This is a genomic window from Pannonibacter sp. CBAS1226, from assembly GCF_055685825.1.
The window spans coordinates 1425646-1450622 of record NZ_JBVOUO010000001.1 but is presented as its reverse complement, the minus strand read 5'-3'; the positions used below and the strand labels follow the sequence as shown (position 1 = coordinate 1450622).

General features: G+C 63.8%; 23 protein-coding genes and 1 tRNA gene. 16 read left to right on the top strand and 8 right to left on the bottom strand.

What is annotated here, in order from left to right:
- Positions 1-160: 160 nt before the first annotated feature.
- The 8 genes from nrdR (at position 161) to AC0CMF_RS06635 (ending at position 8295) form a co-directional block, all read left to right on the top strand.
- Positions 161-643, top strand: a complete 483-nt coding sequence (nrdR, locus tag AC0CMF_RS06670) for a transcriptional regulator NrdR (protein ID WP_019962538.1) — start codon at positions 161-163, stop codon at positions 641-643.
- Positions 640-1809, top strand: coding sequence for a bifunctional diaminohydroxyphosphoribosylaminopyrimidine deaminase/5-amino-6-(5-phosphoribosylamino)uracil reductase RibD (ribD, locus tag AC0CMF_RS06665; RefSeq protein ID WP_058900221.1), 1170 nt, complete (start codon positions 640-642; stop codon positions 1807-1809). The genes nrdR and ribD overlap by 4 nt, the downstream gene beginning before the upstream one ends.
- Position 1810: 1 nt before the next feature.
- The gene (locus AC0CMF_RS06660) at positions 1811-2422 is read left to right on the top strand and encodes a riboflavin synthase (protein ID WP_058900220.1); all 612 of its coding nucleotides are present in this window, start codon (positions 1811-1813) and stop codon (positions 2420-2422) included.
- An 84-nt stretch (positions 2423-2506) separates the two neighbouring features.
- Positions 2507-2956: a 6,7-dimethyl-8-ribityllumazine synthase gene (gene ribH, locus AC0CMF_RS06655; protein ID WP_050471310.1), complete on the top strand. Its 450-nt coding sequence runs from the start codon at positions 2507-2509 to the stop codon at positions 2954-2956.
- A gap of 6 nt (positions 2957-2962) precedes the next feature.
- Positions 2963-3508, top strand: a complete 546-nt coding sequence (gene nusB, locus AC0CMF_RS06650) for a transcription antitermination factor NusB (RefSeq protein WP_058900219.1) — start codon at positions 2963-2965, stop codon at positions 3506-3508.
- 1 nt (position 3509) lies between these two features.
- Positions 3510-4541, top strand: coding sequence for a thiamine-phosphate kinase (gene thiL / locus AC0CMF_RS06645; RefSeq protein ID WP_374630075.1), 1032 nt, complete (start codon positions 3510-3512; stop codon positions 4539-4541).
- A gap of 93 nt (positions 4542-4634) precedes the next feature.
- Positions 4635-5873 carry an MFS transporter gene (locus AC0CMF_RS06640; protein ID WP_374630074.1) on the top strand — a complete coding sequence of 413 codons (1239 nt, stop codon included), beginning with the start codon at positions 4635-4637 and terminating at the stop codon, positions 5871-5873.
- A gap of 292 nt (positions 5874-6165) precedes the next feature.
- Positions 6166-8295, top strand: a complete 2130-nt coding sequence (locus AC0CMF_RS06635; protein ID WP_374630073.1) for a sodium-translocating pyrophosphatase — start codon at positions 6166-6168, stop codon at positions 8293-8295.
- 481 nt (positions 8296-8776) lie between these two features.
- Here AC0CMF_RS06635 and AC0CMF_RS06630 read toward each other — a convergent pair whose 3' ends face one another.
- The gene (locus AC0CMF_RS06630; protein ID WP_050471315.1) at positions 8777-9214 is read right to left on the bottom strand and encodes an outer membrane protein assembly factor BamE; all 438 of its coding nucleotides are present in this window, start codon (positions 9212-9214) and stop codon (positions 8777-8779) included.
- Positions 9215-9344: 130 nt separating this feature from the next.
- On the opposite strand from AC0CMF_RS06630, the gene AC0CMF_RS06625 reads away from it, so the two are divergent.
- From AC0CMF_RS06625 to AC0CMF_RS06600, 6 genes are all read left to right on the top strand, one after another.
- The gene (locus tag AC0CMF_RS06625) at positions 9345-9899 is read left to right on the top strand and encodes a ubiquinol-cytochrome C chaperone family protein (RefSeq protein ID WP_019962529.1); all 555 of its coding nucleotides are present in this window, start codon (positions 9345-9347) and stop codon (positions 9897-9899) included.
- Positions 9892-10455 (top strand): YceD family protein, encoded by a 564-nt coding sequence (locus AC0CMF_RS06620; RefSeq protein WP_374631421.1) that lies wholly within the window; start codon positions 9892-9894, stop codon positions 10453-10455. The genes AC0CMF_RS06625 and AC0CMF_RS06620 overlap by 8 nt, the downstream gene beginning before the upstream one ends.
- A 210-nt stretch (positions 10456-10665) precedes the next feature.
- Positions 10666-11730, top strand: a complete 1065-nt coding sequence (plsX, locus tag AC0CMF_RS06615) for a phosphate acyltransferase PlsX (RefSeq protein WP_050471413.1) — start codon at positions 10666-10668, stop codon at positions 11728-11730.
- Positions 11727-12704, top strand: coding sequence for a beta-ketoacyl-ACP synthase III (locus AC0CMF_RS06610; RefSeq protein ID WP_050471317.1), 978 nt, complete (start codon positions 11727-11729; stop codon positions 12702-12704). Before plsX ends, AC0CMF_RS06610 begins: the two co-directional genes overlap by 4 nt.
- A gap of 151 nt (positions 12705-12855) precedes the next feature.
- On the top strand, positions 12856-13170 hold the full coding sequence (locus AC0CMF_RS06605; RefSeq protein WP_019962525.1) for an integration host factor subunit alpha: 315 nt from the start codon (positions 12856-12858) through the stop codon (positions 13168-13170).
- A gap of 22 nt (positions 13171-13192) precedes the next feature.
- On the top strand, positions 13193-13813 hold the full coding sequence (locus AC0CMF_RS06600; protein WP_123193988.1) for a MerR family transcriptional regulator: 621 nt from the start codon (positions 13193-13195) through the stop codon (positions 13811-13813).
- Positions 13814-14906: 1093 nt separating this feature from the next.
- Here the strand turns inward: AC0CMF_RS06600 and AC0CMF_RS06595 are convergent.
- The 5 genes from AC0CMF_RS06595 to AC0CMF_RS06575 all read right to left on the bottom strand — a co-directional run bounded on the left by AC0CMF_RS06595 (position 14907) and on the right by AC0CMF_RS06575 (position 19772).
- Positions 14907-14983 (bottom strand) — tRNA-Pro (locus AC0CMF_RS06595).
- Positions 14974-16281, bottom strand: a complete 1308-nt coding sequence (locus AC0CMF_RS06590; RefSeq protein WP_374630933.1) for an O-antigen ligase family protein — start codon at positions 16279-16281, stop codon at positions 14974-14976. Before AC0CMF_RS06590 ends, AC0CMF_RS06595 begins: the two co-directional genes overlap by 10 nt.
- A complete protein-coding gene (locus tag AC0CMF_RS06585) occupies positions 16278-17891 on the bottom strand; it encodes an undecaprenyl-phosphate glucose phosphotransferase (RefSeq protein ID WP_472481273.1) in 1614 nt (537 codons plus the stop codon). The genes AC0CMF_RS06590 and AC0CMF_RS06585 overlap by 4 nt, the downstream gene beginning before the upstream one ends.
- On the bottom strand, positions 17891-19111 hold the full coding sequence (locus AC0CMF_RS06580) for a glycosyltransferase family 4 protein (protein WP_094463903.1): 1221 nt from the start codon (positions 19109-19111) through the stop codon (positions 17891-17893). The genes AC0CMF_RS06585 and AC0CMF_RS06580 overlap by 1 nt, the downstream gene beginning before the upstream one ends.
- Before the next feature lie 103 nt (positions 19112-19214).
- Positions 19215-19772, bottom strand: a complete 558-nt coding sequence (locus AC0CMF_RS06575; RefSeq protein WP_019962521.1) for a polysaccharide biosynthesis/export family protein — start codon at positions 19770-19772, stop codon at positions 19215-19217.
- A gap of 193 nt (positions 19773-19965) precedes the next feature.
- Between AC0CMF_RS06575 and AC0CMF_RS06570 the strand changes: the two genes are divergently transcribed.
- The gene (locus tag AC0CMF_RS06570) at positions 19966-22272 is read left to right on the top strand and encodes a succinoglycan transporter (protein ID WP_374630938.1); all 2307 of its coding nucleotides are present in this window, start codon (positions 19966-19968) and stop codon (positions 22270-22272) included.
- A gap of 30 nt (positions 22273-22302) precedes the next feature.
- On the opposite strand, the gene AC0CMF_RS06565 is transcribed toward AC0CMF_RS06570, so the two are convergent.
- Positions 22303-23457: a GNAT family N-acetyltransferase gene (locus tag AC0CMF_RS06565; RefSeq protein WP_374630940.1), complete on the bottom strand. Its 1155-nt coding sequence runs from the start codon at positions 23455-23457 to the stop codon at positions 22303-22305.
- A 192-nt stretch (positions 23458-23649) separates the two neighbouring features.
- On the opposite strand from AC0CMF_RS06565, the gene AC0CMF_RS06560 reads away from it, so the two are divergent.
- Positions 23650-24732 (top strand): polysaccharide deacetylase family protein, encoded by a 1083-nt coding sequence (locus tag AC0CMF_RS06560; RefSeq protein ID WP_374630942.1) that lies wholly within the window; start codon positions 23650-23652, stop codon positions 24730-24732.
- Here AC0CMF_RS06560 and AC0CMF_RS06555 read toward each other — a convergent pair.
- Entirely contained in the window at positions 24692-24904 is a 213-nt protein-coding gene (locus tag AC0CMF_RS06555; protein ID WP_050471326.1) for a DUF2842 domain-containing protein, read from the bottom strand. The two genes, AC0CMF_RS06560 and AC0CMF_RS06555, sit on opposite strands and share 41 nt — an antisense overlap.
- Positions 24905-24977: the final 73 nt, after the last annotated feature.

Here is a 24977-nt window from a genome sequence, read left to right as displayed (position 1 = left end):
CTGACGTGTACAAGAACCGGTCCGCGCCCTCCGGCGCGGATCGTTTGCATTCTGAGCGGAATTCGAAGAGCTTACGGCCACCAGATTCTTCGCGCCCAAGCGGTGCTTGAGGCTTGGCAGGGCCCTGTATCTCAGGGCCTTGGTATAAGGAACGAATGACATGCGGTGCCCCTTTTGCGGCGGTGAAGAGACCCAGGTTAAGGATTCGCGCCCGACGGAAGACAACACGGCCATCCGCCGCCGCCGTGTCTGCTCCACCTGCGGGGGGCGCTTCACCACCTTCGAGCGGGTGCAGCTGCGCGAGCTGATGGTGGTCAAGCGCTCCGGCCGCCGCGTGCCGTTTGACCGTGAAAAGCTGATGCGTTCCGTCGAAATCGCCGTGCGCAAGCGCCCGGTTGACCCGGAGCGGATCGAGCGTATGGTCAGCGGTATCGTGCGCCAGCTGGAGAGCACCAGCGAAGGCGAGATCACCAGCGAGATGATCGGCACCCATGTGATGGAAGGCCTGAAGACCATCGATGATGTGGCCTATGTGCGCTTTGCATCCGTCTACCGGAACTTCCGCGAGGCGCGCGACTTCCGCGAGCTTCTCGGTGAACTGGGCGGCTTGCCCGGCAATGACGAACCCCAGGAGGATGCGTGAGCGAAGCTGAGGCTGAAGCTGTTGCGCCCGCCGCCGGCAGCAAGGCTGCCGTGACCGGGATTGACCGCCGCCTGATGCGCGCCGCTGCTGCCCTTGCGGCGCGCGGACAAGGGCAGGTCTGGCCCAATCCTTCGGTGGGCGCGCTCATCGTTCAGTTTGAGGACGGCGGGCCGGTCATCGTTGGCCGGGGTGTCACCTCCCGCCCCGGCGGCCCTCACGCAGAAGTGAGTGCTTTGCGGCAGGCAGGGGATCTCGCCCGTGACGCCACCTGCTACGTCACGCTGGAGCCCTGTTCCCACTACGGCCGCACGCCGCCTTGTGCGCTGGCGCTGCGCGAGGCAGGTGTCGCCCGTGTGGTGATCGGCTGCCTTGATCCCAGCCCGCGAGTGGCCGGGCGCGGTGTTGCCATGCTGGAGGAAGCAGGCATTTCCGTCTCCACCGGCGTTGAGGAAGACCTCTGCCGCCTGCTCCATGCCGGGCACCGGCTGCGCGTTACCGACCAGCGGCCGGATGTGGTGCTGAAGCTGGCGCTTTCTGCCGATGGCGGCATTGGCCGGGTTGGTGAGGGGCAGGTGGCGATCACCGGCCCGCTGTCACGCAATGTGGTGCATGGCCTTCGTGGCAGCTGCGACGCCATTCTCGTCGGCATTGGCACGGCGCTGGCCGATGATCCGGAACTGACCTGCCGGATGCCCGGCATGAAGGACCGCTCGCCCGTGCGCGTGGTGCTGGACAAGGATGCAAGGCTGCCGCTGAAGAGCCGTCTCGTTCAGTCTGCCGCCGATGTGCCTGTGTGGCTGGTGACGGGCAATCAGGCCGATCCCGAACGGGTGCAGGCGCTGGCTGATGCCGGTGTGCTGGTCATCCGCGTGCCCGCCAATGAAGAGGGCATCGAGCCGAAGATCGCGCTGACGGCGCTGGCCAACCGGGGCGTGACGCGCCTGATGGTGGAAGGCGGCGCCCGCGTTGCCCGGTCCTTCCTGCAGGCCGGTGTGGTGGACGAGACATGGATCTTCCACGGCGTGGCCGAACTCGGGGCAGGGCGCATCCTGCCGTTCGACGGCGGGGCAGGCGGCTTCACCGCCGAATACCCGGATTTCCGTCTGGTTGATACGGCCGTCTACGGGCCGGACAGGCTGCTGCGGTTCCGCCGCAAGGAGAGTTGAGATGTTCACCGGAATTGTCACCGATCTTGGCACCATTCTCTCCGTCACGGATATTCCTGCCGGCAAGCGCACCCGCATTGCCACGGTCTATGACGTGGACACGATCGACATCGGCGCCTCCATCGCCTGCGGCGGCCCGTGCCACACCGTGACGGCCAAGGGGCGCGATGAGACCGGCAACTGGTTCGAGGTGGAAAGCGGTGCGGAAACCCTGCGACTGACCACGGCTGTTGACTGGAAGGCGGGGCAAAAGCTCAATCTGGAGCGCTCCCTCAGTCTTGGCACGGAGCTGGGCGGCCATCTGGTGCTCGGCCATGTGGACGGGCTTGCCCGCATTGTCGAGCGGCGCGACCATCCGGACACGGTCTATTTCCGCTTTGACGCTCCGCGCGCCTTTGCTCCCTTCATCGCCCGCAAGGGATCGGTGGCGCTGGACGGCACGTCGCTGACGGTGAACGAGGTGGAGGGAACGGAGTTTTCCGTCTTCCTCATTCCGCACACGCTGGCGGTAACCACCTGGGCCGAAAGGCAGGTGGGAGACAACGTAAACCTTGAAGTCGACATGATGGCGCGCTATGCCGCGCGCCTTGCCGAATTCCGCGAGCAGGCCTGAGGGGCTCGCCCCCGCAAAAGGCTGGACAAAATCGGGCAGGCATGGTTCCTGACCGCACCTCTCAGACAGAAAGCGACACGACCGATGAGCTCCGCGCCTCACCTCCTGATCATTGAAGCCCGATTCTACGAAGACATCGCCGATGCGCTCTATGAAGGGGCCGCCAAGGCGCTGGACGAGGCGGGCGCGACCCATGACCGGATCGCTGTTCCGGGCGTGCTGGAAATCCCGGCGGCCCTGTCCATGGTGCTGACCTCCATGGAAAACGACGGCACCTTCTATGACGGCTTCGTGGTGCTCGGCTGTGTCATTCGCGGTGAGACGACCCATTACGACATCGTCGCCAATGAGTCGGCCCGCGTGCTGATGGATCTCATCGTCGATGCCGACCTTGCCCTGGGCAACGGCATCCTGACGGTGGAAAATGATGAACAGGCCTGGGCCCGCGCCCGGGTGACCGACAAGGACAAGGGCGGTGCTGCCTCGCGCGCAGCGCTGGACATGATCCGTCTTCGGGAACGGCTTGGGGTTTGATCTGACATGACCGGCGAAGCCGATCAGAACAAGGGGCCGGAAATCCGTCCGGCCAACAAGCGTGGTGCCGCCCGTCTCGGGGCGGTGCAGGCGCTTTACCAGATGGATGTGGGCGGCTCCTCGGTGACCGATGTGGTCAACGAGTTCACCGCCTTCCGCCTTGGCAAGGAAGTCGACGGCTACCAGTACCGCGATGCGGACGAGCAGTGGTTCAAGGACATTGTGCGCGGCGTGGTGGCCGAGCAGCTGCGCCTTGACCCGTTCATCCACACCGCGTTGGTGGAAGATTGGCCGCTGAAGCGCATCGACAGCCTGCTGCGTGCCATCCTGCGCGCGGGCAGCTATGAGCTGCTGCGCCGCCGCGATGTGCCGCCGAAGGTGATCATCTCCGAATATATCGACGTGGCGAAGGCCTTCTACGCCGAGGATGAGCCGCGTCTCGTCAACGGCGTGCTGGACCGTCTGGCCCATCAGTTGCGCAGCGCCGAGCTGGAGCCGCTGGAGCCTGCGGCTGATGCCGAAGAAGGTCAGGACGCGCAGGACGGCCAGTAACATGGGCGCTGAGGGGGCATATGCGGGGCTGGGCGAGTTCGACCTGATCGAGCACTTCTTTGCCCCGCTGGCAACCGCCCCCGGCAGCCTTGCGCTCACCGACGACGCCGCCGTGCTGAAGCCCTCCACCGGGCATGAGCTGGTCCTGACCAAGGACATGCTGGCGGCGGATGTCCATTTCTTTGCCAATGATCCGGCCGATCTGGTGGCGCGCAAGGCCTTGCGCGTCAACCTCTCCGACCTTGCCGCCAAGGGTGCAAGGCCTCTCGGCTATCTGCTGGGGCTTGGCCTTGGCGGGGAGATGGCCGGGAGCGGGGCCGCGCAATGGCTCACCGGCTTTGCTGCCGGGCTCGCGGCCGATCAGGCGGAATTTGCATTCCCGCTGCTGGGCGGCGATACGATCCGCAGCGGCGAGCGCATGGTCCTGTCCATCACAGCGCTTGGCGAAGTGCCGGAAGGCCGCGCCATTCGCCGTAATGGCGCGAAGGCGGGCGATCTCGTCTATGTGTCCGGCACCATCGGCGATTCTGCCCTTGGCCTTACCCTGCGGCTTGACCCGGAGCTGGCACGCAAGCTCGGGCTGTCTGAACCGCATGCAGAGTTTCTGCTGAACCGCTATCTGCTGCCGCAGCCGCGGGTGGCGCTGGCCTCTGCCGTGCTGTCTCATGCTTCTGCCTGCCTCGATATCTCTGACGGGCTCTGCGCCGATGCGGGCCATGTGGCGCGTCATTCGGGTGTGGATCTGGTCCTCGAAGCGGACGATGTGCCGTTGTCGGATGCGGCCCGTGCTGCGCTTGCGGCCGATCCGCAGCTTCTCGCCCGCGTGCTGACCGGCGGGGATGACTATGAGTTGTTTGTCTGCGTGCCGCAGGCGCAAGGGCAGGCCTTTGAGGCTGATGCGGCAGCCGCCGGTGTGCCGGTCGCACGGATCGGCCGGGTGGAAGCGCCTGCCGCTGACAAGCCAGCTGTCCGTCTCACATGCGGCGGTGTTCCTTTCGCGCTTGCAGGGCAGGGCGGCTTCCGTCATTTTTGAAGCCTGTCCCGGCTTCCCGCAGCGAAGCCATATCTGATCCCCGCAGATAGCCCTGCCAGCCAGTTCTGCCCGGACCCCGTCTGGAACCTGCCCATGTCATCTCACCCCTCCCTTTCGCCTGCGCAGGACACCGCTGCCGATGGCGACCGCATCGCGCGCCGCAACGCTGCGATTCTTGCCGCAGCACAGGCTCTCGGCGGGGCGACGGCCTCCATCGTCATCGCCACCGGCTCGCTGACAGCGGCCTCGCTTCTGCCGGAAGCCCCAGGCCTTGCGACACTGCCCATCTCCTGCATGATCCTTGGAACGGCCATCGGCACCCTGCCGGCCGGAGCGGTGATGAAGCGGGTGGGGCGGCGGACCGGTTTTCTGGGCGGCTCGGTTCTGGGCTTCCTCGCCTCGCTGCTGGCGGCCTGGGCCATCCTCATCGGCAGCTTCTGGCTGTTCACACTGGCCTGCGCTCTGGCTGGCACGGTGACGGCCTTCGTCCAGCAGTTCCGCTTTGCGGCCGCCGACACGGCGAGCGATGCCTTCCGCCCCAAGGCCATTTCCTGGGTGATGGCGGGCGGCGTCTTCTCCGGCATCATCGGGCCGCAGACGGTGATCTTCACCAAGGACCTCTTCGCGCCGGTGCTCTTTGCCGGAACCTATGCTGCCCTTGGCGGCCTGTTCCTGCTGATGGGCGTCATCCTCACCTTCCTCAAGGTGCCGCCCGTCCGGGAAAAGACCGTGGCGGATGCGCAGGCCCGGCCGCTGGGCGTCATCCTGCGCCAGCCGTCCTTCATTGTCGCCGCCGTCTGCGGCATCTGTTCCTATGCGCTGATGAGCCTCGTGATGACGGCAACGCCGCTGGCCATGATCGGGTGCGGCCTCAGCGAAACCGATGCTGCGCTGGCGATCCAGTGGCATGTGCTGGCCATGTTCGGCCCCAGCTTCTTCACCGGCACGCTGATTGCCCGTTTCGGCGAGCGGACCATCGTTCTCACCGGCCTTGCGCTGCTGTGCGGCTGTTCCGTGATTGCGCTCATGGGGCTTGAAGTGGCGCATTTCTGGAGCGCGCTGATCCTCTTGGGCGTCGGCTGGAACTTCGGCTTTGTCGGCGCCACCAGCATGCTGACGCGCTGCTACCGCCCCGCCGAGCGGGCGACGGTGCAGTCCTTCAACGATTTCCTCGTCTTCGGCTTCGTTGCGCTGGCGTCCTTCTCTTCCGGCGCGCTGCTGCACAGCTTCGGCTGGGCGACGGTCAATCTGCTCGTCTTCCCGCTTGTCCTCGTCTGCGTGATCCTCATGTTCGTGCTGGCCAGAGGCACACCGGAACCGGCGTTGTCTTGATTTGTTCCAAGTAAAAACAACCCTTGCGCAACCTGTTTTGCGTTGCGGTATTTGCCGCGTCAGCATCTGCTGCGTTGCGGTGCATGTTTTCGTGTCTCTTGCGAAAATAAACGAGGGCAAGGACTTGACCGGCCCCATGTTCATTCTGTTAACGTGACGTCGTTGCGCCTTGCTGCGGAATGAGAGTGGACTTGCCGGAGCCCTGGCGCGCGTCGCAGCCCGTTGGAAGTCAAGATAAAATGCTGTCATAGAACGATCGGATTGCCGGGCTGCCCATTCATTGGGAGGACTCATGACCGAGCTTGTCGTCGTCATTGCCTGTGGCCTTCTGGGGCTGGCTTACGGGGGCTGGGCGATCCAGTCTGTGATGGCATCCGATGCGGGCAACGCCCGGATGCAGGAGATCGCGGGGGCGATCCAGGAAGGTGCGCAGGCCTATCTGACGCGCCAGTACACAACCATCGCCATCGCTGGCGCGGTCATCTTCGTTCTCGGCGCCTGGCTGCTGGGCCTTGCCGTCGCCATCGGCTTTGCGGCGGGCGCCATTCTCTCCGGCCTTGCCGGTTTCATCGGCATGATGGTGTCGGTCCGCGCCAATGTGCGCACGGCACAGGCCTCCAGCCAGAGCCTTGCGGCCGGGCTGGAGATTGCCTTCAAGTCCGGCGCAGTGACCGGGCTGCTGGTGGCAGGCCTCGCGCTGCTGGGCGTCACGGTCTATTTCGTCATCCTGACCCGTGTTCTCGGCTATGATCCGACGAGCCGCAGCGTCATCGACGCGCTGGTGGCGCTCGGCTTCGGTGCCTCGCTCATCTCCATCTTCGCCCGTCTGGGCGGCGGAATCTTCACCAAGGGTGCGGATGTGGGCGGCGATCTTGTCGGCAAGGTGGAGGCGGGCATCCCGGAAGATGATCCGCGCAACCCGGCCACCATCGCCGACAATGTGGGTGACAATGTCGGCGACTGCGCCGGCATGGCGGCGGACCTGTTCGAGACCTATGCGGTGACGCTGGTCGCCACCATGGTGCTGGCGGCGATCCTCTTCGCCGGAACGGCGGCGACGGCTCCGGCCATGCTCTATCCGATGACCATCGGCGGCGCCTGCATCCTGACCTCGATTGCAGGCACCTTCTTCGTCAAGCTGGGGGCCAACAATTCGATCATGGGCGCGCTCTACAAGGGCTTCATCGCCACGTCCGTGCTGTCGCTCATCATCCTGTTCCCGGTCACGTCCTTTGTCTTCGGCGGCATGGGCGTGGTGCTGACCACCAGCGGCGGGCTCTCCTTCACGCCCATGTCGCTCTATTTGTGCGGTGTCGCCGGTCTGGCCGTCACCGGGCTGATCATCTGGGTGACGGAATATTACACAGGCACCGGCTACCGCCCGGTCCGCTCCATCGCCCAGGCATCCGTCACCGGCCATGGCACCAACGTCATTCAGGGCCTTGCCATCTCGATGGAGGCAACGGCTGTTCCGGCGCTGATCATCATCGCGGGCATCATCGTCACCTACTCGCTGGCAGGCCTCTTCGGCATCGCCATTGCGGTGACCACGATGCTGGCGCTAGCCGGTATGGTCGTGGCGCTGGATGCCTTCGGCCCGGTGACGGACAATGCCGGCGGCATCGCCGAAATGGCCGATCTTCCGGCAGAAGTGCGCGTGACGACGGATGCACTGGATGCGGTGGGCAACACCACCAAGGCCGTGACCAAGGGCTATGCCATCGGCTCGGCCGGGCTCGGCGCGCTGGTGCTCTTTGCGGCCTATACGGAGGATCTGCGCTACTTCATCAGCAACTCGGACCAGTATCCCTATTTCGCCGGGCTGACGCCGGATACGCTCGATTTCTCCCTGTCGAACCCCTATGTCGTCGTCGGCCTCTTCTTCGGCGGGATGTTGCCTTATCTCTTCGGCGGCATTGCCATGACCGCTGTGGGCCGGGCCGCCTCTGCCGTGGTGGAGGAGGTGCGCCGCCAGTTCCGCGAAAAGCCGGGTATCATGGCCGGCACCGAGCGGCCCGACTATGGCCGGGCGGTGGACATGCTCACCCGCGCCGCCATCCGCGAAATGGTCATCCCCTCGCTGCTGCCGGTGCTCTCGCCGATTGTCTGTTTCTTTGCCATCAACGCCATTGCCGGCAAGGCCAATGCCTTTGCGGCCGTGGGGGCGATGCTGCTGGGCATCATCATCACCGGGCTGTTCGTCGCCCTGTCGATGACCTCCGGGGGCGGGGCCTGGGACAATGCGAAAAAATACATCGAGGACGGCCATCACGGCGGCAAGGGCTCCGATGCCCACAAGGCCGCGGTGACCGGTGACACCGTGGGCGACCCCTACAAGGACACCGCAGGTCCGGCGGTCAATCCGATGATCAAGATCGCCAACATCGTCGCCCTGCTGCTGCTGGCCGTGCTGGCGCATTGATACTGAGGGCGGACAGCAACCCGCAGTGATGCGCCTGCATGGTTGCAGGACGCCTCCGCTCCCCTCCCCCTCGTGGGGAGGGGTAAGGGGTGGGGGGATCTGAGCCTGCAAGGGTTTGAAAAATGGATCTTTTCCTGATGAGGCATCAGGAGGAGAAGCTGTCTGTAACCAATGGATACTCTGCCAGGCGGAAAGGCCTTCCCCCCACCCCTACCCCCTCCCCACCAGGGGGAGGGGGGCTGAAACGCCGTGCCGGAGTGACCAGACTGCAGCCTTTCACCAAACCGTCTCTGGCTTCAACCAAGATGTGTGCATGCAGTAGCTCAAGGGGGGAGGGGGGGCTGCGGCAAAAGGAGAGTGCGTTTCTTCTCCTTGCGTCCCTTGTAAACACTGACCGGAAGGGTGGGAAACCTTCACCCAAACAAAAATCCCCCGGAATGCTCTTCCGGGGGATTTGAACTTTTGACCTTGCCGTTTAGGCTCAGAGGCCCAGCGAGGGGTTGGCAGCGCCGCGCAGGATCTGCGTCAGGAAGCCATAATCGGAGCCACCGGTGCGGGTCTTGCGGCCGATGAAGTCGAAGACCTTGCCGTCCTGCATGCCGTAGTTGGCGATGTCCTTCACAAAGCCATCCTTGTCGAAATAGATGGCGACCACCCGCTGCTCGACGATCTTCGGCTTCATGAAGGCGGTCGTCTCGGCGGTCTGGGAAATGTAGTAATAGGCGAGACCGTCAATCTCGGACGTGGTGGATGGCGACCCGAGGACCAGCTCGACATTCTCCTTGCTCGACCCCACCTGCACCTGCTGCAGCATGTCGGGGGAGATGGAATGGCCGTGATTGTAGGTCTGGGTGAAGCATCCGCCTACGGTCAGCCCGAGGAGAATGGGAAGCATCAGCACATGCGCCTTGGTCTTCATTCGTCGTTCCTGTCCCGTCTGAACCGGCCTTGCAGTCCGGTGCGTATTTGAATTCGTTCCTTGGCAAAGCAAGTAACCTGCGTTAGGGCACAAGGCAACACCGTCCGCTCGGGACCAGTCGAGGCATTCCATGGTATTTGGCCTTTTCCGCCGCCGTACCCGGCCATCCGAATACGCTCTTTATGGCGCTATCGTGGCTCAGGCGCGTCAGCCTGCCTTCTACGCAGCACTTTCTGTGCCTGACACCGTGGATGGCCGGTTCGACATGATGATCCTGCACGCTGTTCTGCTTTTCCGCCGTCTGCAGGGGGAAGGCAAGGAGGCTGCTGCCACGTCGCAGGCGGTTTTCGACCTGTTTTTCCGCGATATGGACGCTTCCTTGCGGGAAATGGGCATCAGCGACAACCGCGTGCCGAAGAAGGTACGCAAGATGGCCGAGGCCTTTTATGGCCGTGCCGCCGCCTATGGCGAGGCGCTGGACAGCGGCAATGCCCAGGATCTGGCGGCAGCCATCGGCCGCAACATCTTCACCGAAGCCGCCAATCCGCCGGCTTGCGACAAGCTGGCGCTTTACATGATGGATGCGGTCAAGACACTGGCGGACCTGCCGCTGGATGACATCATGACCGCCAAACTCGCCTGGCCCGATGTGCCGGCGCTTGAGGGAACCCCGAATCATGACTGATGTGCCGACACCCTTTTCGCACCGCTTTCAGGTGTCGCGTCTGGGCAACACGCCGAAGACCGTCGAACTGACCGCTGATGCGGAGGCGCTTGCCCGCATTGCCGAAGCCTATGGCCTCGACAGTCTCACCCGTTTCACCGCCACGCTGGAAGTGCGGCCCTGGAAGAAGGCCGGTGTCTTTGTGACGGGCGATCTGGAGGCCGAGGGCGCGCAGCGCTGCGTCGTCACGCTGGTGCCGTTGCCGATGCATGTGAAGGACCACTTCGAGCGCGCCTATGAGCCGGAACTTGATCCGCGCCGCCGCAACCCGGACCTTGGCGAGGATGGCGAGATCGAAATCGATCTGGAAGCCCCGGAGCCGCCCGATGCGATCGAGGACGGAATGATCGACCTGGGCGCGCTCGTCTGCGAGCAGTTCGTCCTGGCTCTGGACCCGTTCCCGCGCGCAGCTGATGCGGAACTGGAGTTTGCAGCACCCGCAGACGTGGAAGAGGAAGAAGAAAAGCCTTCGCCCTTCAAGGTGCTTGAGCAGCTCAAGAACAAGGACAAGCCATAAGGGGGAGTGGGCGAGGGGCGAAAACGGTTGTTTCCCGCCCCAAAACCGTTATGTTCGCCGCGCTGTACCTGCAAGATGGCGGACTGACCCTTTAGCCACCCCGGCTTGCTGTGGCGGATCTGCCAGCATCGGAGTGGCAGTCTCGAGATGCTTTCACGGCCTCCGGCCCTGATGAGCGCTCCCAAGCGAATGGACGACAAGAACCTTCAGATGGCAAAACCCATTCATATTGCCCTTGATGCCATGGGCGGCGACGCCGGTGCCGAAATGGTGTTGCCGGGGGCGGAGATTGCGCTGCTGCGCCACCCCGGCATCCGGTTTCTGATTTTCGGGCAGGAAAAGATTGTCCTGCCGCTTCTGGAAAAATACCCGCGCCTGCGCGATGCCTCCACCTTCTTCCACTGCGAAGTGGCGGTGTCCATGGACGCCAAGCCCAGCCAGGCGCTGCGCCAGGGGCGCTGGCGCTCCAGCATGTGGCGCGCCATCGAGGCCGTGAAGAACGGCGAGGCTGACGTGGCCGTGTCGGCGGGCAACACCGGCGCGCTGATGGCCATGTCCACCTTCTGCCTGCGCACCATGGCCAATATCGACCGCCCCGCCATCGCCGCCATCTGGCCGACGGCACGCGGGGAAAGCGTGGTGCTGGATGTGGGCGCCACCATTGGCGCCGATGCACAGCAGCTGATCGATTTCGCCATTCTGGGCGGGGCAATGGCCCGGGCCCTCTTCGGGGTTGAAAAGCCGACCGTCGGCCTGCTCAACATCGGCGTGGAAGAAGTGAAGGGCCTTGAAGAGGTCCGCACCGCCGGCCGCATCATGCGCGAGGCGCCGTTCCGCTCCTTCTCCTATGCCGGTTTCGTTGAAGGCGATGATCTGGGCAAGGGCACCGTCGATGTGGTGGTGACCGAAGGATTCGCCGGCAACATTGCGCTGAAGACCGCAGAAGGCACTGCCAAGCAGATTGCAGGCTATCTGCGCGCTGCCATGAACCGGTCGCTGTTCTCCAGGCTCGGTTATCTGCTGGCCCGCGGCGCCTTCAACCAGCTGCGCGAAAAGCTTGACCCGCGCAAGGTCAATGGCGGCGTGTTCCTCGGCCTCAACGGCGTCGTGATCAAGAGCCATGGCGGCACTGACGCCGAAGGCCTTGCCAGCGCCATCGCCCTTGCCCACGACATGGTGCGCAACGAGCTTCTGCAAAAAATCTCCCAGGACCTGGTCCACTATCACCGTGGCCGTTTTCCCGTGTCCGCTGAAACTCCCGAAGGTGACGAGTGACCACCATCCGTTCGACCGTTCTCGGCTGCGGCAGCTATCTGCCCGAGAAAATCCTCACCAATGAAGACCTCGCCCGTATGGTGGACACCACCGACGAGTGGATCGTGCAGCGCACCGGCATCCGCCAGCGCCACATCGCCGCCGAGGGCGAGTTCACGTCCCATCTGGCGATCAAGGCCGCCGAGCGGGCTCTCGCCCATGCGGGCCTCACGGCGCAGGATATCGACACCATCATTCTGGCAACCGCAACGCCGGACAACACCTTCCCGTCCACGGCGGTGCAGGTGCAGGCGGCCCTCGGCATGCGCCACGGCGTGGCCTTCGATGTGCATGCGGTGTGCTCGGGCTTCGTCTTCGCCCTGACGACGGCAGATACGTTCATCCGCTGCGGCCAGGCAAAGCGCGTGCTGGTGATCGGTGCCGAGACCTTCTCCCGGATTCTGGACTGGAACGACCGCACCACCTGCGTGCTCTTCGGTGATGGCGCCGGGGCGGTGATTCTGGAAGGGCGTGAAGCCTCCGGCACCGTGGCCGATCACGGGATCTTGACCTCGCATCTGCGCTCGGACGGCCAGCACAAGTCCAAGCTCTATGTGGATGGCGGCCCCTCCACGACCCAGACGGTCGGCCACCTGCGCATGGAAGGCAAGGAAGTCTTCAAGCACGCGGTGGGCATGATCACGGACGTGATCGAGGATGCCTTCAAGGCCACGGGCCTGACCGGTGAAGATCTCACCTGGTTCATCCCGCATCAGGCCAACCGGCGCATCATCGACGCCAGCGCAAAGAAGCTTGATATTGCGCCGGAAAAGGTGGTCGTCACTGTCGATCTTCACGGCAACACCTCTGCCGCGTCTATTCCCTTGGCACTTGATGCTGCCGTCAAGGATGGCCGCGTGAAGTCCGGTGACCTCATCATGCTCGAGGCCATGGGCGGCGGTTTCACCTGGGGTTCGGTCCTGTTGCGCTGGTAGGCAGTTTTGACGGGGCTGTGTCATCACCTTGCGTGAAGCTGACAGCGCTCATATCTGCGGTTGACCCTCGTTTACGGACGCAATACCGTACGTCCGGAAAAGAAGTTCCACTGCAAAATCAGCCGGATCACGCTCCGGGCGAGGAGGAGGCATGGGTAACAGGACCATCACGCGCGCTGACCTTTGTGAGGCCGTCTACCAGAAGGTAGGTCTGTCCCGCACGGAATCCTCCGAACTGGTGGAGCGGGTGCTTTCTGAGATTTCGGATTGCCTGGTGACGGGCGAATCCGTCAAGCTCTCTTCCTTCGGGTCATTCCTTGTCCGCTCCAAGGGGGAGCGGATCGGGCGCAATCCGAAAACCGGCGAGGAAGTGCCGATTTCGCCGCGCCGGGTGATGGTTTTCAAGCCCAGCAACATACTCAAGCAGAAGATCAACGAGTCGCTGGCAGGCAACGGCAGCGACTGAGCTTCCGAACCGGTGACGCAGCATGAGCATGTCTGAAAAAAGCCCGGACGCCTTCCGGACCATCAGCGAAGTGGCGGAAGATCTCGATCTTCCCCAGCATGTGCTGCGCTTCTGGGAGACCCGCTTCACCCAGATCAAGCCGCTGAAGCGCGGCGGCGGGCGGCGCTATTACCGCCCCGATGACGTGGAGCTGCTGCGCGGCATCCGCCATCTTCTTTACGGTGAAGGCTACACGATCAAGGGCGTCCAGCGTATCCTCAAGGAGCAGGGACCCCGTTTCGTCATGCAGATCTGGCGCGAGGACGCCATTCCGCTGGCGGCCGCTCCGCGCATGGATGACATGGACGACGAGGACGGTGCAGCCGTGCCCGCGCCGCCTCAGCGCAAGCCCCAGGTGGTGATGCAGGAGCCGGAGCCCCCGCGTGATACGGGCGGCCTGCCGAGCGAGGTTCTGCCGCGCGGGCTTCTGGCGGACAATGATCCGCGTGCTCACGCCGCACAGGGCAAAGGCTTCCGCTTCATGGAGCGCTTCCTCTCCGACCGCACCGAAGAGGCGGGCCTCTCCAAGGACGACGTGCGCCGGCTTCAGGCGACGCTGTTCGAACTGCTGGAATGCAAGCGCCTGCTGGATCAGGCGCGGTAGGGCGCCGGATGTGCTGAACGCGGCCGGACTGATCAGTCCGGCGCAGGGCACGCGCAGCTTTTGCTCAAGCTTTAACCCCACACTCCGCCCTGCCATGACTTGATCATGGCACCCATTCCCTTGCCTTTCCGCATGGTTTGCACGTCGAGTAGGGCGGCGAAATGTTTGTCCGGGGCGGGATGAGGGGGCACGGCATGGATGGCATGATCAAGTCATGCCATGACGAAAATGGATGGGTGAGGGGGCTGGAGAGGGGCTGAGACGAGCGGGATGGGCACGGCGTTGATGTTGCATCCACCGGAGTGCAGCGTTCTTCGGCAAAATCCGCCCCGCACTCCGTCCTGCCATGACTTGATCATGGCACCCATCCCTTGCCTATCCGCACGGTTTTCACGTCGAGTCGGGTGGCGAAACGCTTGTCCGGGGCGGGATGAGGGGGCACGGCATGGATGGCATGATCAAGTCATGCCATGACGAAAATGGATGGGTGAGGGGGCTGGAGAGGGGCTGAGACGAGCGGGGATGGGGCAAGGCGTTGATGCTGCATCCACCGGGGCGCCAGCGTTTTTCCCGCCAAATCCGCCCCAACTCCGTCATGCCATGACTTGATCATGGCATCCATTCCCTTGCCTTTCCGCATGGTTTGCACGTCGAGTATGGCGGAGAAAAGCTTGTCCGGATCGGGATGAGAGGTCACGGCATGGATGGCATGATCAGGTCATGCCATGACGAAGAGGGATGGGTTGAGGGGACAGGAGAGGGGCTGAGACGGGCGGGGATGGGCACGGCGTTGATGTTGCATCCACCGGGGCGCCAGCGGTTTTCCCGCAAAATCCGCCCCACACTCCGTCATGCCATGACTTGATCATGGCACCCATTCCCTTGCCTTTCCGCACGGTTTGCACGTCGAGTAGGGCGGCGAAACGCTTGTCCGGATCGGGATGAGAGGGCACGGCATGGATGGCATGATCAGGTCATGCCATGACGAAGACGGGAGGCCTGACGCTTTGAAGCGCCTGCCAGTCATCTCACCATGTCAGAAAAAATGTCGCCGGTGCCACTTGCCATGCTCCGTGGAGCTTTCGGCTTTAAGTGGTCGGGCAGGCCGGATTCGAACCGACGACCCCTTGACCCCCAGTCAAGTGCGCTACCAGGCTGCGCTACTGCCCGACGACAGGGCTCTCTCTATCCGCTTCCTTTGCCCGGCGCAAGACTTGCCTTGCATTCAAATCCACAGTCCGCTGTTTTTGCTCAAGCTTGTGGATGGCGATGAGCCCCCAGGCGAGGCCGAGCAGCAGGAAATAGTGGCGCCAGTGGTCGATATCGATGATCACGCTCATCAAGGCATGGCCCACGAGCACCGCAAAAACGCAGTGGGCAAAGCCCGTCCACGGCCTGTGCTGGAAGAGCAGGGGCACGAGAGCGGCAACCGTCCAGATCACCAGCAGCGGATAGACCACGCCGCCGAGCCAGCCATAGGAGGTGAAGGCCTTCAGGTAGACGTTGTGTTCATCTTCGGGGAAATACTTGTTGAACTCCAGCGGTCCGAGACCGAAGGGGCGTTCCATCACCATCTCGAAGCCCATGCCATAGCGGGCAAAGCGGCCGAGACGGGCGCCGTCATAGTCCTGCACAAGTCTTGCCCGCTCGCTGAACATGGCGGCGACGCTGTCGATGGACAAGGCGGCCGCAAGAAGCAGCAGCACGGCGGCAAGGCCGCCCGCGCCCACCAGCACCAGCCGCAGCCGTTCCCGGGGGCGGCGCTCATGGATGAGGCTGAGCAGGTAGACGAGGATGCCGGACAGGGCCAGGAGGCCCCAGGCGCCGCGCGAGAAGCTGAGGAAGATGCCCAGCACCAGCACGGGCAGAATCAGCAAGGCGGCAGGGCTTGAGAACAGGCCCCGCGTCAGCAGCCGGTGGACCAGCAGCACCGTGGGCAGCACCAGGAACGGGCCGAAGACATTGGGGTCCTGAAAGGTCCCGCGCGCCCGGCCGTAGAGCGTGAACACCTCGCTGCCGGGAAACAGCCGGAAATAGGCGGCAACGCCTATGGAGGCGCAGAGAAGCGCGCTTGCAACATAGGCCCGCTCGATGAGGAACAGCCGGCCGGGATCGGCGCTGACAACGGCGGCGTAGAATATCGCCGTTGCGGCCAGAAAGCCGGAGACGGCCATATACATGGCTGCGGTGGGCACATCACGGGCAAAGGGCACCGCCATGGTGCCGCCGGCCATGAAGAGGATGAGAAGCACGGTCAGCGGGCCGAATTCAGGCCGCAGGCGCAGCCCGAACAGAAGCCACAGCACCAGAAGCCCGGCCATGAACAGCTCGTAAGGGGCGGGTTCCTCGATCACGAAGCCGCCAAGGAACACGGCCACCCACAGGGCCGCCGCGCTGATGCGTGACACAGGGATCAGCAGCCTGCGGCCGCCGCCCTGTTGTCCCGCAATGGCGGCCCCGGTGCTCAATAGGCGTTCTCCGTGTTCAGCAGGCGGATGGGCGTCAGGGCGAGGATCTTGATGTCGAAGAAGATGGACCAGTTCTCGATGTAATAGAGGTCGAACTCGACACGCTTCTGGATCTTCTCCGGCGTATCCACCTCGCCGCGCCAGCCGTTGATCTGGGCCCAGCCGGTGACGCCCGGCTTCACCTTGTGGCGGGCGAAGTAGCCGTAGACCACCTCATCCCACGTCTGGTCATTGGTGTGGGCATTGACCGCATGCGGACGCGGGCCGACGAGGGAGAGGGTGCCTGCCAGCACGTTGAAGAGCTGCGGCAGTTCGTCGATGGACGAGCGGCGGATGAAGCGGCCCACCTTGGTGACGCGCGGGTCGCCCTTGGTCACCACCTTCTTTGCGGCCGGGTCGGCCATGTCATGGAACATCGAACGGAACTTCAGCACGTCGATGATCTCGTTGTTGAAACCGTAGCGCTTCTGGCGGAACAGCACCGGGCCGCGGCTGTCGAGCTTGATGGCAATGGCGGTCGCCAGCATCACCGGGGACAGGGCAATGATGGCAAGGCTTGCCACCACCACGTCGAATACCCGCTTGGCCACCATGTCCCAGTCGGTGATGGGCTTTTCAACCACATCGACGAAAGGCACCGCCCCGATGAAGGAGGAGGCGCGGTTGCGGAAACGCATCTTGTCCGTATGAGCGGAGAGGCGGATGTCGATGGGCAGCACCCAGAGCTTGCGCAGGAGCTCAAGAACGCGCTTTTCGGCGCGCAGCGGAATGCAGACGATCAGCATATCGATGCGGGCGCGGCGGCCAAATTCCACCAGTGCATCGATGTTGCCTAGCTTCGGATACCCGGCCACCACTTCCGGCGAGCGGTCATTGGCGCGGTCGTCAAAGATGCCGCAGATGCGGATGTCGTTGCCGCTCTGGCTTTCCAGCTCATGGATAAGATCAGCGGCGGCCTGGCCTCCGCCGACGATGACCGCGCGCCGTTCAAGCCGGCCTGAGCGGATCCAGGAACTGACCAGCCTGGAGAGAATGAGGCGGCTGACAACCAGTCCAAACAGACCCGAAGCATACCAGAGACCGGCGGCCTGCGGCGCGATGTGGCGCGGCAGGTCGGTGGTGACAAAGGCGATGGCGAACATTGCCAGGACCAGCGTCCAGCCACCGGCAATGCGTCCGGTTTGGGCAAGGCCCGAACGCAGGACGCGGACCTGATAGGCATCAAAGCCCTGAAAGAAGGCAAGGGTGAAGAAGAGCGCGGCCGCGACGGCGCCGAACGTCAGCGCGGTGAAGGGCGTGCCGGAAAAACTGAGGCTGGCAAAGCCCGTTGCGGCGACGATGATGACATCGAGTAGCCGGACCGAGCCTTCGAGGACTGGCTGGGAGATGCCGTCACTGCGCAGGCTGCGGGCGATTTCTTCGGCCGCAGGCGAAAGCGCGGTGCCGGGGCCGCTGCTGGCCCGGCTGCCGTCTGCGGCGGTATCCGAGCGCCGCAGCTCTTCTGCGAGCCGCTTGCGCAGGCTCTCGGCATCATCTGCGGCTCTTGCCGGCCCTTCCAAAGGGGCGGCGGCGGCCTGGGACAAGGGGGGAGTCGTGGAATCGGTGGTCATTATGATCCCTGCTTGCTCGATCTCGCCAAAAGCGATGCGCCTTGGGTGAGGGAGGAAGTGGCTTCCGTGCTGGTGACAGTGGGAAGGCCAAGTAATTGATGATAAAAAGAAATGACAAGCTCACCCATACGCGGTGCGGTGAAGGTGCTCATAATGCTTTGCCGCACTTCTGCGGTCTGGGCGCGGGCCCGCTCCGGACTGGCCATGACCGCGCGCATGGCGCTGGCAAGGCGGCTGCTGCTGCCGGAATCGACGAGGCGGTCTGCATGAACGCCAAAAATCTCGGGAATGCCGCCGACCCGTGTCGCGACGATGGGCATGCCCGCGCCGATGGCCTCCAGAACCACATAGGGCATGGCCTCTGCACGGGAGGGCACGACGACGCAGCGGCCCATGGCAAAGGCGCGGCGCGCGGGCATGGCACCTGCGAAGGTGATGCAATCTGCTAGGCCCAGTTGAGCGGCTCTGGCCTCGAATTCGGCTCGTTGCGGGCCTTCCCCTGCGATGATGGCGCTGATCCTGCGTCCGGTCTGCAATGTCAGGTCGTAGATGGCGTCTATGAACAGGTCCGTGCCCTTGAGCTGGCGGAGCATACCGACATAGACAAAATCCGCGGCATTGGCCTGCTGGGCAACCGGCTCGAAGTCTTCGCGGAGCAGACCGTTGTAAACAACCCTTGAGGGAACGCGCAGGGCGCCGATCTTGCTTTCATAGGCAGCCTTCTCGTAGTCGGCAACGAACAGCAATCCATCGGTGAAGCGGTTCTGCAGGCGCTCAATGGCGTGATAGATCCGCCCTTCGCACCTGTTCGGATCGTAGTGGAGGCTGCCGCCATGCGGCGAATAGACCCGCACCGGCCGGTGCTTGCGCCCGCGCAGCAGCGAGCCGATCAGCCGCACATAGGCCCCGCCCTTTGCGCCATGCCCATGCAGCACATCCGGCGCAAGCGCGCGCACGCTGCCGTAGAGACGCGCTGCTGCAGCGATATCCTGAATGGTGAGGTGACGGCGCATGGCGAAACGGGTGACACCGAGTGCAAGATGCGGGCGAAGCCTGTCGAGAATGGCAAGGTCAAAGGCAGAGCCGGTGGAGGAATCGCAAACGAGCCCAACCTCGTGGCCGGCTGCGGCCTGGGCTTTTGCCAGATCATGAATATGCCGGATCGTCCCCCCGATCGGAGACCGGAGGCAATGCACGATCCGCAGCGGCTGCGAATTCATCTGAAACTCCCTGACCTCACACGGGCTCTCTTTACGGAACTCTCGTGTGGACAGGAAGCAAACTAGATCAAAGGGATGATTTCCAGGTTAATCCGCACCCGCCTCAGAACAATCTTTCGCGGACATGGATTGTGTCGCCCGGACGTACGGGATCGGTGATGGGAACGCGGCCATTGAGGATCTCGCCATTGATCTGGCGCGTCAGATCTGCGCTGGCCTGTTCTGCCCGGGCCGAGAAGCCGCCGGCGGTTGCGATGGCGTTCTGAACGGTCATTCCGGGAACATAGGCGTATTGGCCGGCAGCCTGCACTTCGCCCATAACGAAGATGGGGCGGTACTGGTCAACCTCAACCGACACATTCGGATCGCGCAGGAAACCCTTGCGCAGTGAAGCTTCAATGGCCTTGGCAAGCTCCTGCTGCGTCTTGCCGCGGGCGGGAACGGACCCGATCAGAGGCATTGAAATATAACCTGCCTGATCAACCACATAGGTGTTGGACAGGTCATTCTGGCCAAAGACGATGATACGCAAGCGGTCGCTGGAGTCGAGCCTATAGGGCTGGGTCAGGATTTCGTGAAAGGCAGACGGCGGGCGCTTGTAGCCGCTGCACCCCGCAAGGGTGAGGGCAATGGCAAAAGCTGCGAACAGGCGCGCGTACATGACTTACTCCAGGCTGACACAGAGGCACATTCGCAAAACGTGGTTAATGGCACGTGAACGAATAAGCCTGCCGTCAGGGTGATTAACTTTCATTTATAAAGGTTAATTTTCATTTAGACTGGAAGGAGGGTTGTTTAATGGTTCACTTACCATGTTTTGTCATTGTCACTCTAACAAGTGTGGAGTGAGGTGCATGGGCGGGTCGAAGGACATCTATCAGCCGCAGGATATGGCGCTGGATCTCGGCGGCCTGCTGCGCGCTATTGCCCGGTCCTTGCGCTGGCTGCTGCCGCTGACGCTGATTGTGGCGGCGCTTGTCTTTGCCGGTTTGCAGTTCGTCCCGGAAAAATTCAAGGGCGAGGCACGGGTTCTGATCGAGTCGGCCGATGCCCTGTTTCCCGGCGCCGCCCGCGGGGCGGAAGACGAGCGTGCATTGCTGGACAGCCAGGGCGTTGCCAGCCAGGTGCAGCTTCTGACGTCTGTGGATCTGGCCCGCCGCGTTGCGCAGCGGATGAACCTGGCATCCGTGCCGGAGTTCAAGGCCGAGACGCAGGCCGGAACCTTGCAGCAGCTGCTGATCAGCATCGGCCTGTCTCCCAGCCCGTCGCGCATTTCGGCCGAAGAGCGCCTGCTCCGCCATTTTGCCCGCAATCTTGACGTCTACCGGGTGGAAGGGTCGCGGGTGATCGCGGTCGAATATTCGGCCAAGAGCGCGGTTCTGGCAGCTGAAATCGCCAATGCCGTGGTGGACGAGTATCTGCAGATGCAGTCTGCCGCCAAGCGGGAGAGCCGCGCCGCTGCAGCCTCCGCATTGGAGCCGCAGATCCGCCGCATGACACAAGAGGTGCAGACCGCACGCAAGGCCGTGGAAGACTTCCGGGCAAAGGCTGACCTCCTGACCGGCGCAGGCGACCGGACGCTCAACGAACTTCAGCTCTCCGAGATCAGCTCCCAGCAGTCGTCTGCACAGGCTGCTGAAGCCGAGGCGGCCGCCAAGGCCGCGCAGCTGCGCAGGCTGCTGGACACCGGCGGCTCGCTGGAAGGGGCGAGCGAGGTGCTCAATTCAGGCCTGATTCAGCGTTTGCGGGAGCGGCAGGTGGAAATCCAGTCGCGGGTTGCCGAACTGTCCACGACGCTTCTGCCCGGTCACCCGCAGATCCGCGCGCTGACGTCGCAGCTCGCTGACTATGACGCGCAGATCCGCTCCGAGGCACGCAAGATCCTGACCGGACTGGAAAATGACGCGGCGGTGGCAAAGCAGCAGGCGGCTGCCTTGAAGAGCCGGGTTGAGGAGCTGAAGGCTGCGGCTGCGCGCTCCAGCGCCGATCAGGTGCGCCTGCGCGAGCTGGAGCGCGAGGCTGATGCGCGGGCGGTGCAGCTGGACGCGCTCATGGCGAGCTATCGCAACGCGGACACGGGCCGCAATGCAGAGACGCTGCCGGCCGACGCCCGCGTGATTTCGCGGGCAGGCGTGCCCATCGAGCCCTATTCGCCGAAGATCGGGCTGTTCACCTTCATCTCGGCTCTCGCCACCTTCCTGCTGGGCTGTGCGATTGTCATCCTGCGTGAGTTCCTCTCCGGGGAAGCGCTGAAGCCTGTGAACGAGGCCGAAGCCTACACGGCTCCTGTCATCCTGCGTGGCCCGGAGGCGGAGCCGGAAGACCTGCAACCGGAAGACCTTCGGCAGGGTGAGTTGCCGGAGACGGAATCTGCCGCGGAAACACAGGAGCAGGTGACAGCGGAAGAGCAGAACGAAGACCTTTCTGCTGAAACCGCTTCAGATGAGCGGCTGATGCGCTCTTCGCCGGATGACGAAGGTCAGGGCAGCGAGGCCGGAGCGGCTGAAGCTGAGCGAACCCGTCAGGCTGAGGCCGCCGGCAGCCTGCGTGCCGCCGCCAGTGCAGCATCCCTTGCCGCAACGCCGGTGATGGGCGGGGCAGACGCTGCTTCTGAGGATGACGCCGCAGATGCAGCGCCGCGCCGTGTTGCCGTTGTTGCGCTGACGGATGCGGAACTGTCCCACGATTTTGCCTTCCGGCTGGTCCGGGATCTGGCGGGTCATGCCGAAGAGCGCGCTCTGCTGGTCGAGGTTTTTCCCGAGAGCGAAGATCCCGGCGCCGCGCCCGGCTTTGCCGATCTGGTCTTCGGCAAGGCGTCTTTCTCCTCGGTGATCTACCGGGATGCCGGATCTCGCGCGCATATCATCGAGGCGGGCCGTCCGGCTCTGAGCGATGACGTGGTCGACGAACGCTTCCCGCTGGTGCTGGACGCCATCGACGCCACCTATGACCGGATCGTTGTTGATCTCGGCAAGTTTACCGAAACGGCGGCAGCTGCCCATATGCTTGGCTTTGCCGACGAGGTGGTGGTGACGGTTCCGGCGGACATTCAGCCGCGCATTCTGGCTGAAAGACTGGATCTGATCGCCTCGCAGACGGACGCCGACGTGAGGGTGAAGCGTATCCGCCGGCGCAAGGGCTCCGGCGAGGCTGCTGCCTGATACGCCCAGCCGGAAGGCGGCCGTGAGCCGTCAGCCCTTCAGGCGGCGGAGCGCAGCTGCAAACCGCCGGACAGCCCGGACGCCGGCCCACAGCGCGGGGGGTTGACGCAGCCGCCTCAGCACCGTGCGGCGGGCATCCAGAACCAGCCTGATCAAGCGCCCGCGCATGTCCGCCGCCAGAACAAGATCGCAGAGCGGCTCTGGCTGGGCCCAGGGGTGCTTGTAGCGCTCGTCTCCAAGCCCGAGGTCGAGTGTCCGGATGGCTGGATTCTCGCAGCACGCCGCAATGAGGCTTGAGAGAAGAACGATGCCGGGACTGAACTGGGAGTGGCTGCCAGTGCCGATGCTGTTGGCATAGGCGTAGCATGTGTTTCCGGAAAGGCCCGAAAGATAGGCCGCAAGAACCTCGCCTTCTGCCTCCAGCACCTTGATCTGCAGTGCGGGCAAGGGTTTGCCCGTCCCTTCCAGCAGCAGCTTGCGCAGAAAGGCCCGCTGGCCCGGGGCGGAAAAGCCGCTGGGGATGCCGGTCTGCCGGGCGCGTTCCTGCCGCTGGCTGATCAGGGTGTCGAGCCCGGCCTCGATCTCTGCGGCCGTCTCCAGCGTGCGGATGGCAAAGCCGGGCAGCGCTTCCAGCGCCTTCTGCTTGCGCGCGTCCTTCTTGCGGCTGTCCTTGGACTGCAGGCGCGTCCGCAGCGTTGCGAAAGGTTCTGCCACCGCGCCACGGAAGACAGCATCCTTGGCAGGCGTGCCCTGCTGGGCGAGCGGGTGCGGGCGGCCCTCCCAGGTGAGGGGAAGGTTGCGCAGGTCAACCAGACTGGCTCCGGCCTCCCTTGCTGCCTGCAGCAGCAAGCGGGATAGCTCAACCGGATCAGCGGCGGCATAGGCATCGGCCCGCCACAGGCCTGTGTTCTGGTTGCCCTGCTGCCAGCCCATCCATTCCAGCACCGTGGCTCCGCCGCGCCTGTTGAGAGCCAGCGGAAGGATCATCGCAGGCCCTGAGGCGTCTTCGCTGATGATGATCAGGGGCCTGACGCCCAGGGCGCTGCCCACATGCACATGCCAGGCCTCAAGCCAGTCGAAACGCTGATAGTGGCCGTAGATCCCTGCCGCCTGAAGTTGCAGCCAGCGGCTGCGGGCTTCTCCGAGGTTCTGGACAACGGTCAGGGCCAGAGAATTTGCGGGCACAGGCAATGGTGCAGCCGGAGAGGTTGGGAACTCCGTCCGGTCAATGGATCTTGCTGCTGTTCCGGCTGACCGGTGCATGCCCATCGGCCTTCTGTCTGCGTCATGTTGCCTGAGCCGTAGCATTGCACCAAAGGCTGAAAAAAGTGTACCAAAGGCCGGAAGGCCGAAGCGGCCGGGAGAACGGCAACGGGAATGAGCCAGCGGCGGCAGTTATTCGACACAGGGTTCTGGCTGCTTCGCCGCAGCAGGCTTGGCCATGTGCTTGCCCCCTTCACGCAAGGCTGTGGCCTGATCTTCACCCTTCACCGGGTGCGTCCGGCCAGCCAGGACCCGTTTCAGCCGAACCGTCATCTTGAAATCACTCCGGAATTTCTCGCTCAGGTGATCGAGCGTGTCCGCTCCCGCGGCTATAAGTTCGTGTCCATGGAAGAGGCCGTCGACCGGCTGAAACTCTGCTTTGGGCAGGAGCGCTATGCGGTGCTGAGCTTTGATGACGGCTACCGGGACAATCTGACGGTGGCCTATCCGCTGCTCAGGCAGATGGGGGTTCCCTTCACCCTGTTCCTGACATCGGGCTTTCTTGACCGGACCTCGGAGCTATGGTGGATCGCGCTGGAGCGGATGATTGCCGCTCAGGACGTGCTGCATTTTGCCGCGAGGGGGGAGGCCTCGCTCATTCCCTGCGCCACGCTGGAGGAGAAGCAGGCCTGCTACGCGGCGCTTGTGCAACTGTTGACCGAAGACCTGGACGAAACCGGCCAGCGGGCTATGGTGCGCGAGCTTTGTGCGCTGAACGGCTTTGATCTCGAGGCGCTGGCCGATGAAGAGATGCTGAGCTGGAACGAAGCGCGCAGCCTGGCACGTGATCCGCTGGTGAGCATCGGTGCCCATACGCATGATCACCACGCACTGGCCCGCCTGCCGGAAGCCGGGGCGGAAGCCGATATCCGCCGGGGAATCGAGCGGATCGAGGATGAGCTGGGCCGCAGGCCCGCCTTCATCGCTTATCCCTATGGCGGAGCGGAGACTGCAGGCCTGCGCGAGGCGGCGCTGGCCGCAGGGGCTGGCCTCAGGGCCGGGGTGACGACTGTTCCGGGCGTGCTCAAGTCCATTCACGCGCGCCAGGCCATGCTGCTGCCGCGCGTCTCGCTCAACGGGCATTTTCAGGGGCCGGAGGTGATCGACGAATATCTGACCGGCGCGCCTTTTGCCCTGTACCGGGCGTTCCGGCGGGTCAGCCGGGCTTTTTCCCGCCGCGCTCCATCCACCAGATGATCGCGCCTGCCGGAATGACCCAGACCAGACCGGCAATGACAAAATAGATCATCCGCACCGTGTTGGACGACTGCTGCAGCGTCATGTCGCCGATGACCATGGCTGTGAGCGCATAGACGACAACGAAGATCACCAGCAGCACCATGCCGATGAATTTCCGCAATGAAGGCATGAACCGGTCTCTCCTCTGGCCTGCGCCTGCGTGATCCTTGCAGCGATTGCGCGCAGCGTCGCAATGTCGCAAT

Bases quoted from the DNA above. Each gene is read 5' to 3' on its own strand.
- nrdR (WP_019962538.1), top strand. From the start codon at position 161: ATGCGGTGCCCCTTTTGCGGCGGTGAAGAGACCCAGGTTAAGGATTCG.
- AC0CMF_RS06625 (WP_019962529.1), top strand. From the start codon at position 9,345: ATGGTATTTGGCCTTTTCCGCCGCCGTACCCGGCCATCCGAATACGCT.
- AC0CMF_RS06555 (WP_050471326.1), bottom strand. From the start codon at position 24,904: ATGCCTTCATTGCGGAAATTCATCGGCATGGTGCTGCTGGTGATCTTC.
- nusB (WP_058900219.1), top strand. From the start codon at position 2,963: ATGACCGGCGAAGCCGATCAGAACAAGGGGCCGGAAATCCGTCCGGCC.
- AC0CMF_RS06640 (WP_374630074.1), top strand. From the start codon at position 4,635: ATGTCATCTCACCCCTCCCTTTCGCCTGCGCAGGACACCGCTGCCGAT.
- AC0CMF_RS06570 (WP_374630938.1), top strand. From the start codon at position 19,966: ATGGGCGGGTCGAAGGACATCTATCAGCCGCAGGATATGGCGCTGGAT.
- AC0CMF_RS06620 (WP_374631421.1), top strand. From the start codon at position 9,892: ATGACTGATGTGCCGACACCCTTTTCGCACCGCTTTCAGGTGTCGCGT.
- AC0CMF_RS06635 (WP_374630073.1), top strand. From the start codon at position 6,166: ATGACCGAGCTTGTCGTCGTCATTGCCTGTGGCCTTCTGGGGCTGGCT.
- AC0CMF_RS06575 (WP_019962521.1), bottom strand. From the start codon at position 19,772: ATGTACGCGCGCCTGTTCGCAGCTTTTGCCATTGCCCTCACCCTTGCG.
- AC0CMF_RS06585 (WP_472481273.1), bottom strand. From the start codon at position 17,891: ATGACCACCGATTCCACGACTCCCCCCTTGTCCCAGGCCGCCGCCGCC.
- AC0CMF_RS06560 (WP_374630942.1), top strand. From the start codon at position 23,650: ATGAGCCAGCGGCGGCAGTTATTCGACACAGGGTTCTGGCTGCTTCGC.
- AC0CMF_RS06580 (WP_094463903.1), bottom strand. From the start codon at position 19,111: ATGAATTCGCAGCCGCTGCGGATCGTGCATTGCCTCCGGTCTCCGATC.
- AC0CMF_RS06630 (WP_050471315.1), bottom strand. From the start codon at position 9,214: ATGAAGACCAAGGCGCATGTGCTGATGCTTCCCATTCTCCTCGGGCTG.
- AC0CMF_RS06605 (WP_019962525.1), top strand. From the start codon at position 12,856: ATGGGTAACAGGACCATCACGCGCGCTGACCTTTGTGAGGCCGTCTAC.
- ribH (WP_050471310.1), top strand. From the start codon at position 2,507: ATGAGCTCCGCGCCTCACCTCCTGATCATTGAAGCCCGATTCTACGAA.
- thiL (WP_374630075.1), top strand. From the start codon at position 3,510: ATGGGCGCTGAGGGGGCATATGCGGGGCTGGGCGAGTTCGACCTGATC.
- AC0CMF_RS06660 (WP_058900220.1), top strand. From the start codon at position 1,811: ATGTTCACCGGAATTGTCACCGATCTTGGCACCATTCTCTCCGTCACG.
- AC0CMF_RS06600 (WP_123193988.1), top strand. From the start codon at position 13,193: ATGAGCATGTCTGAAAAAAGCCCGGACGCCTTCCGGACCATCAGCGAA.
- plsX (WP_050471413.1), top strand. From the start codon at position 10,666: ATGGCAAAACCCATTCATATTGCCCTTGATGCCATGGGCGGCGACGCC.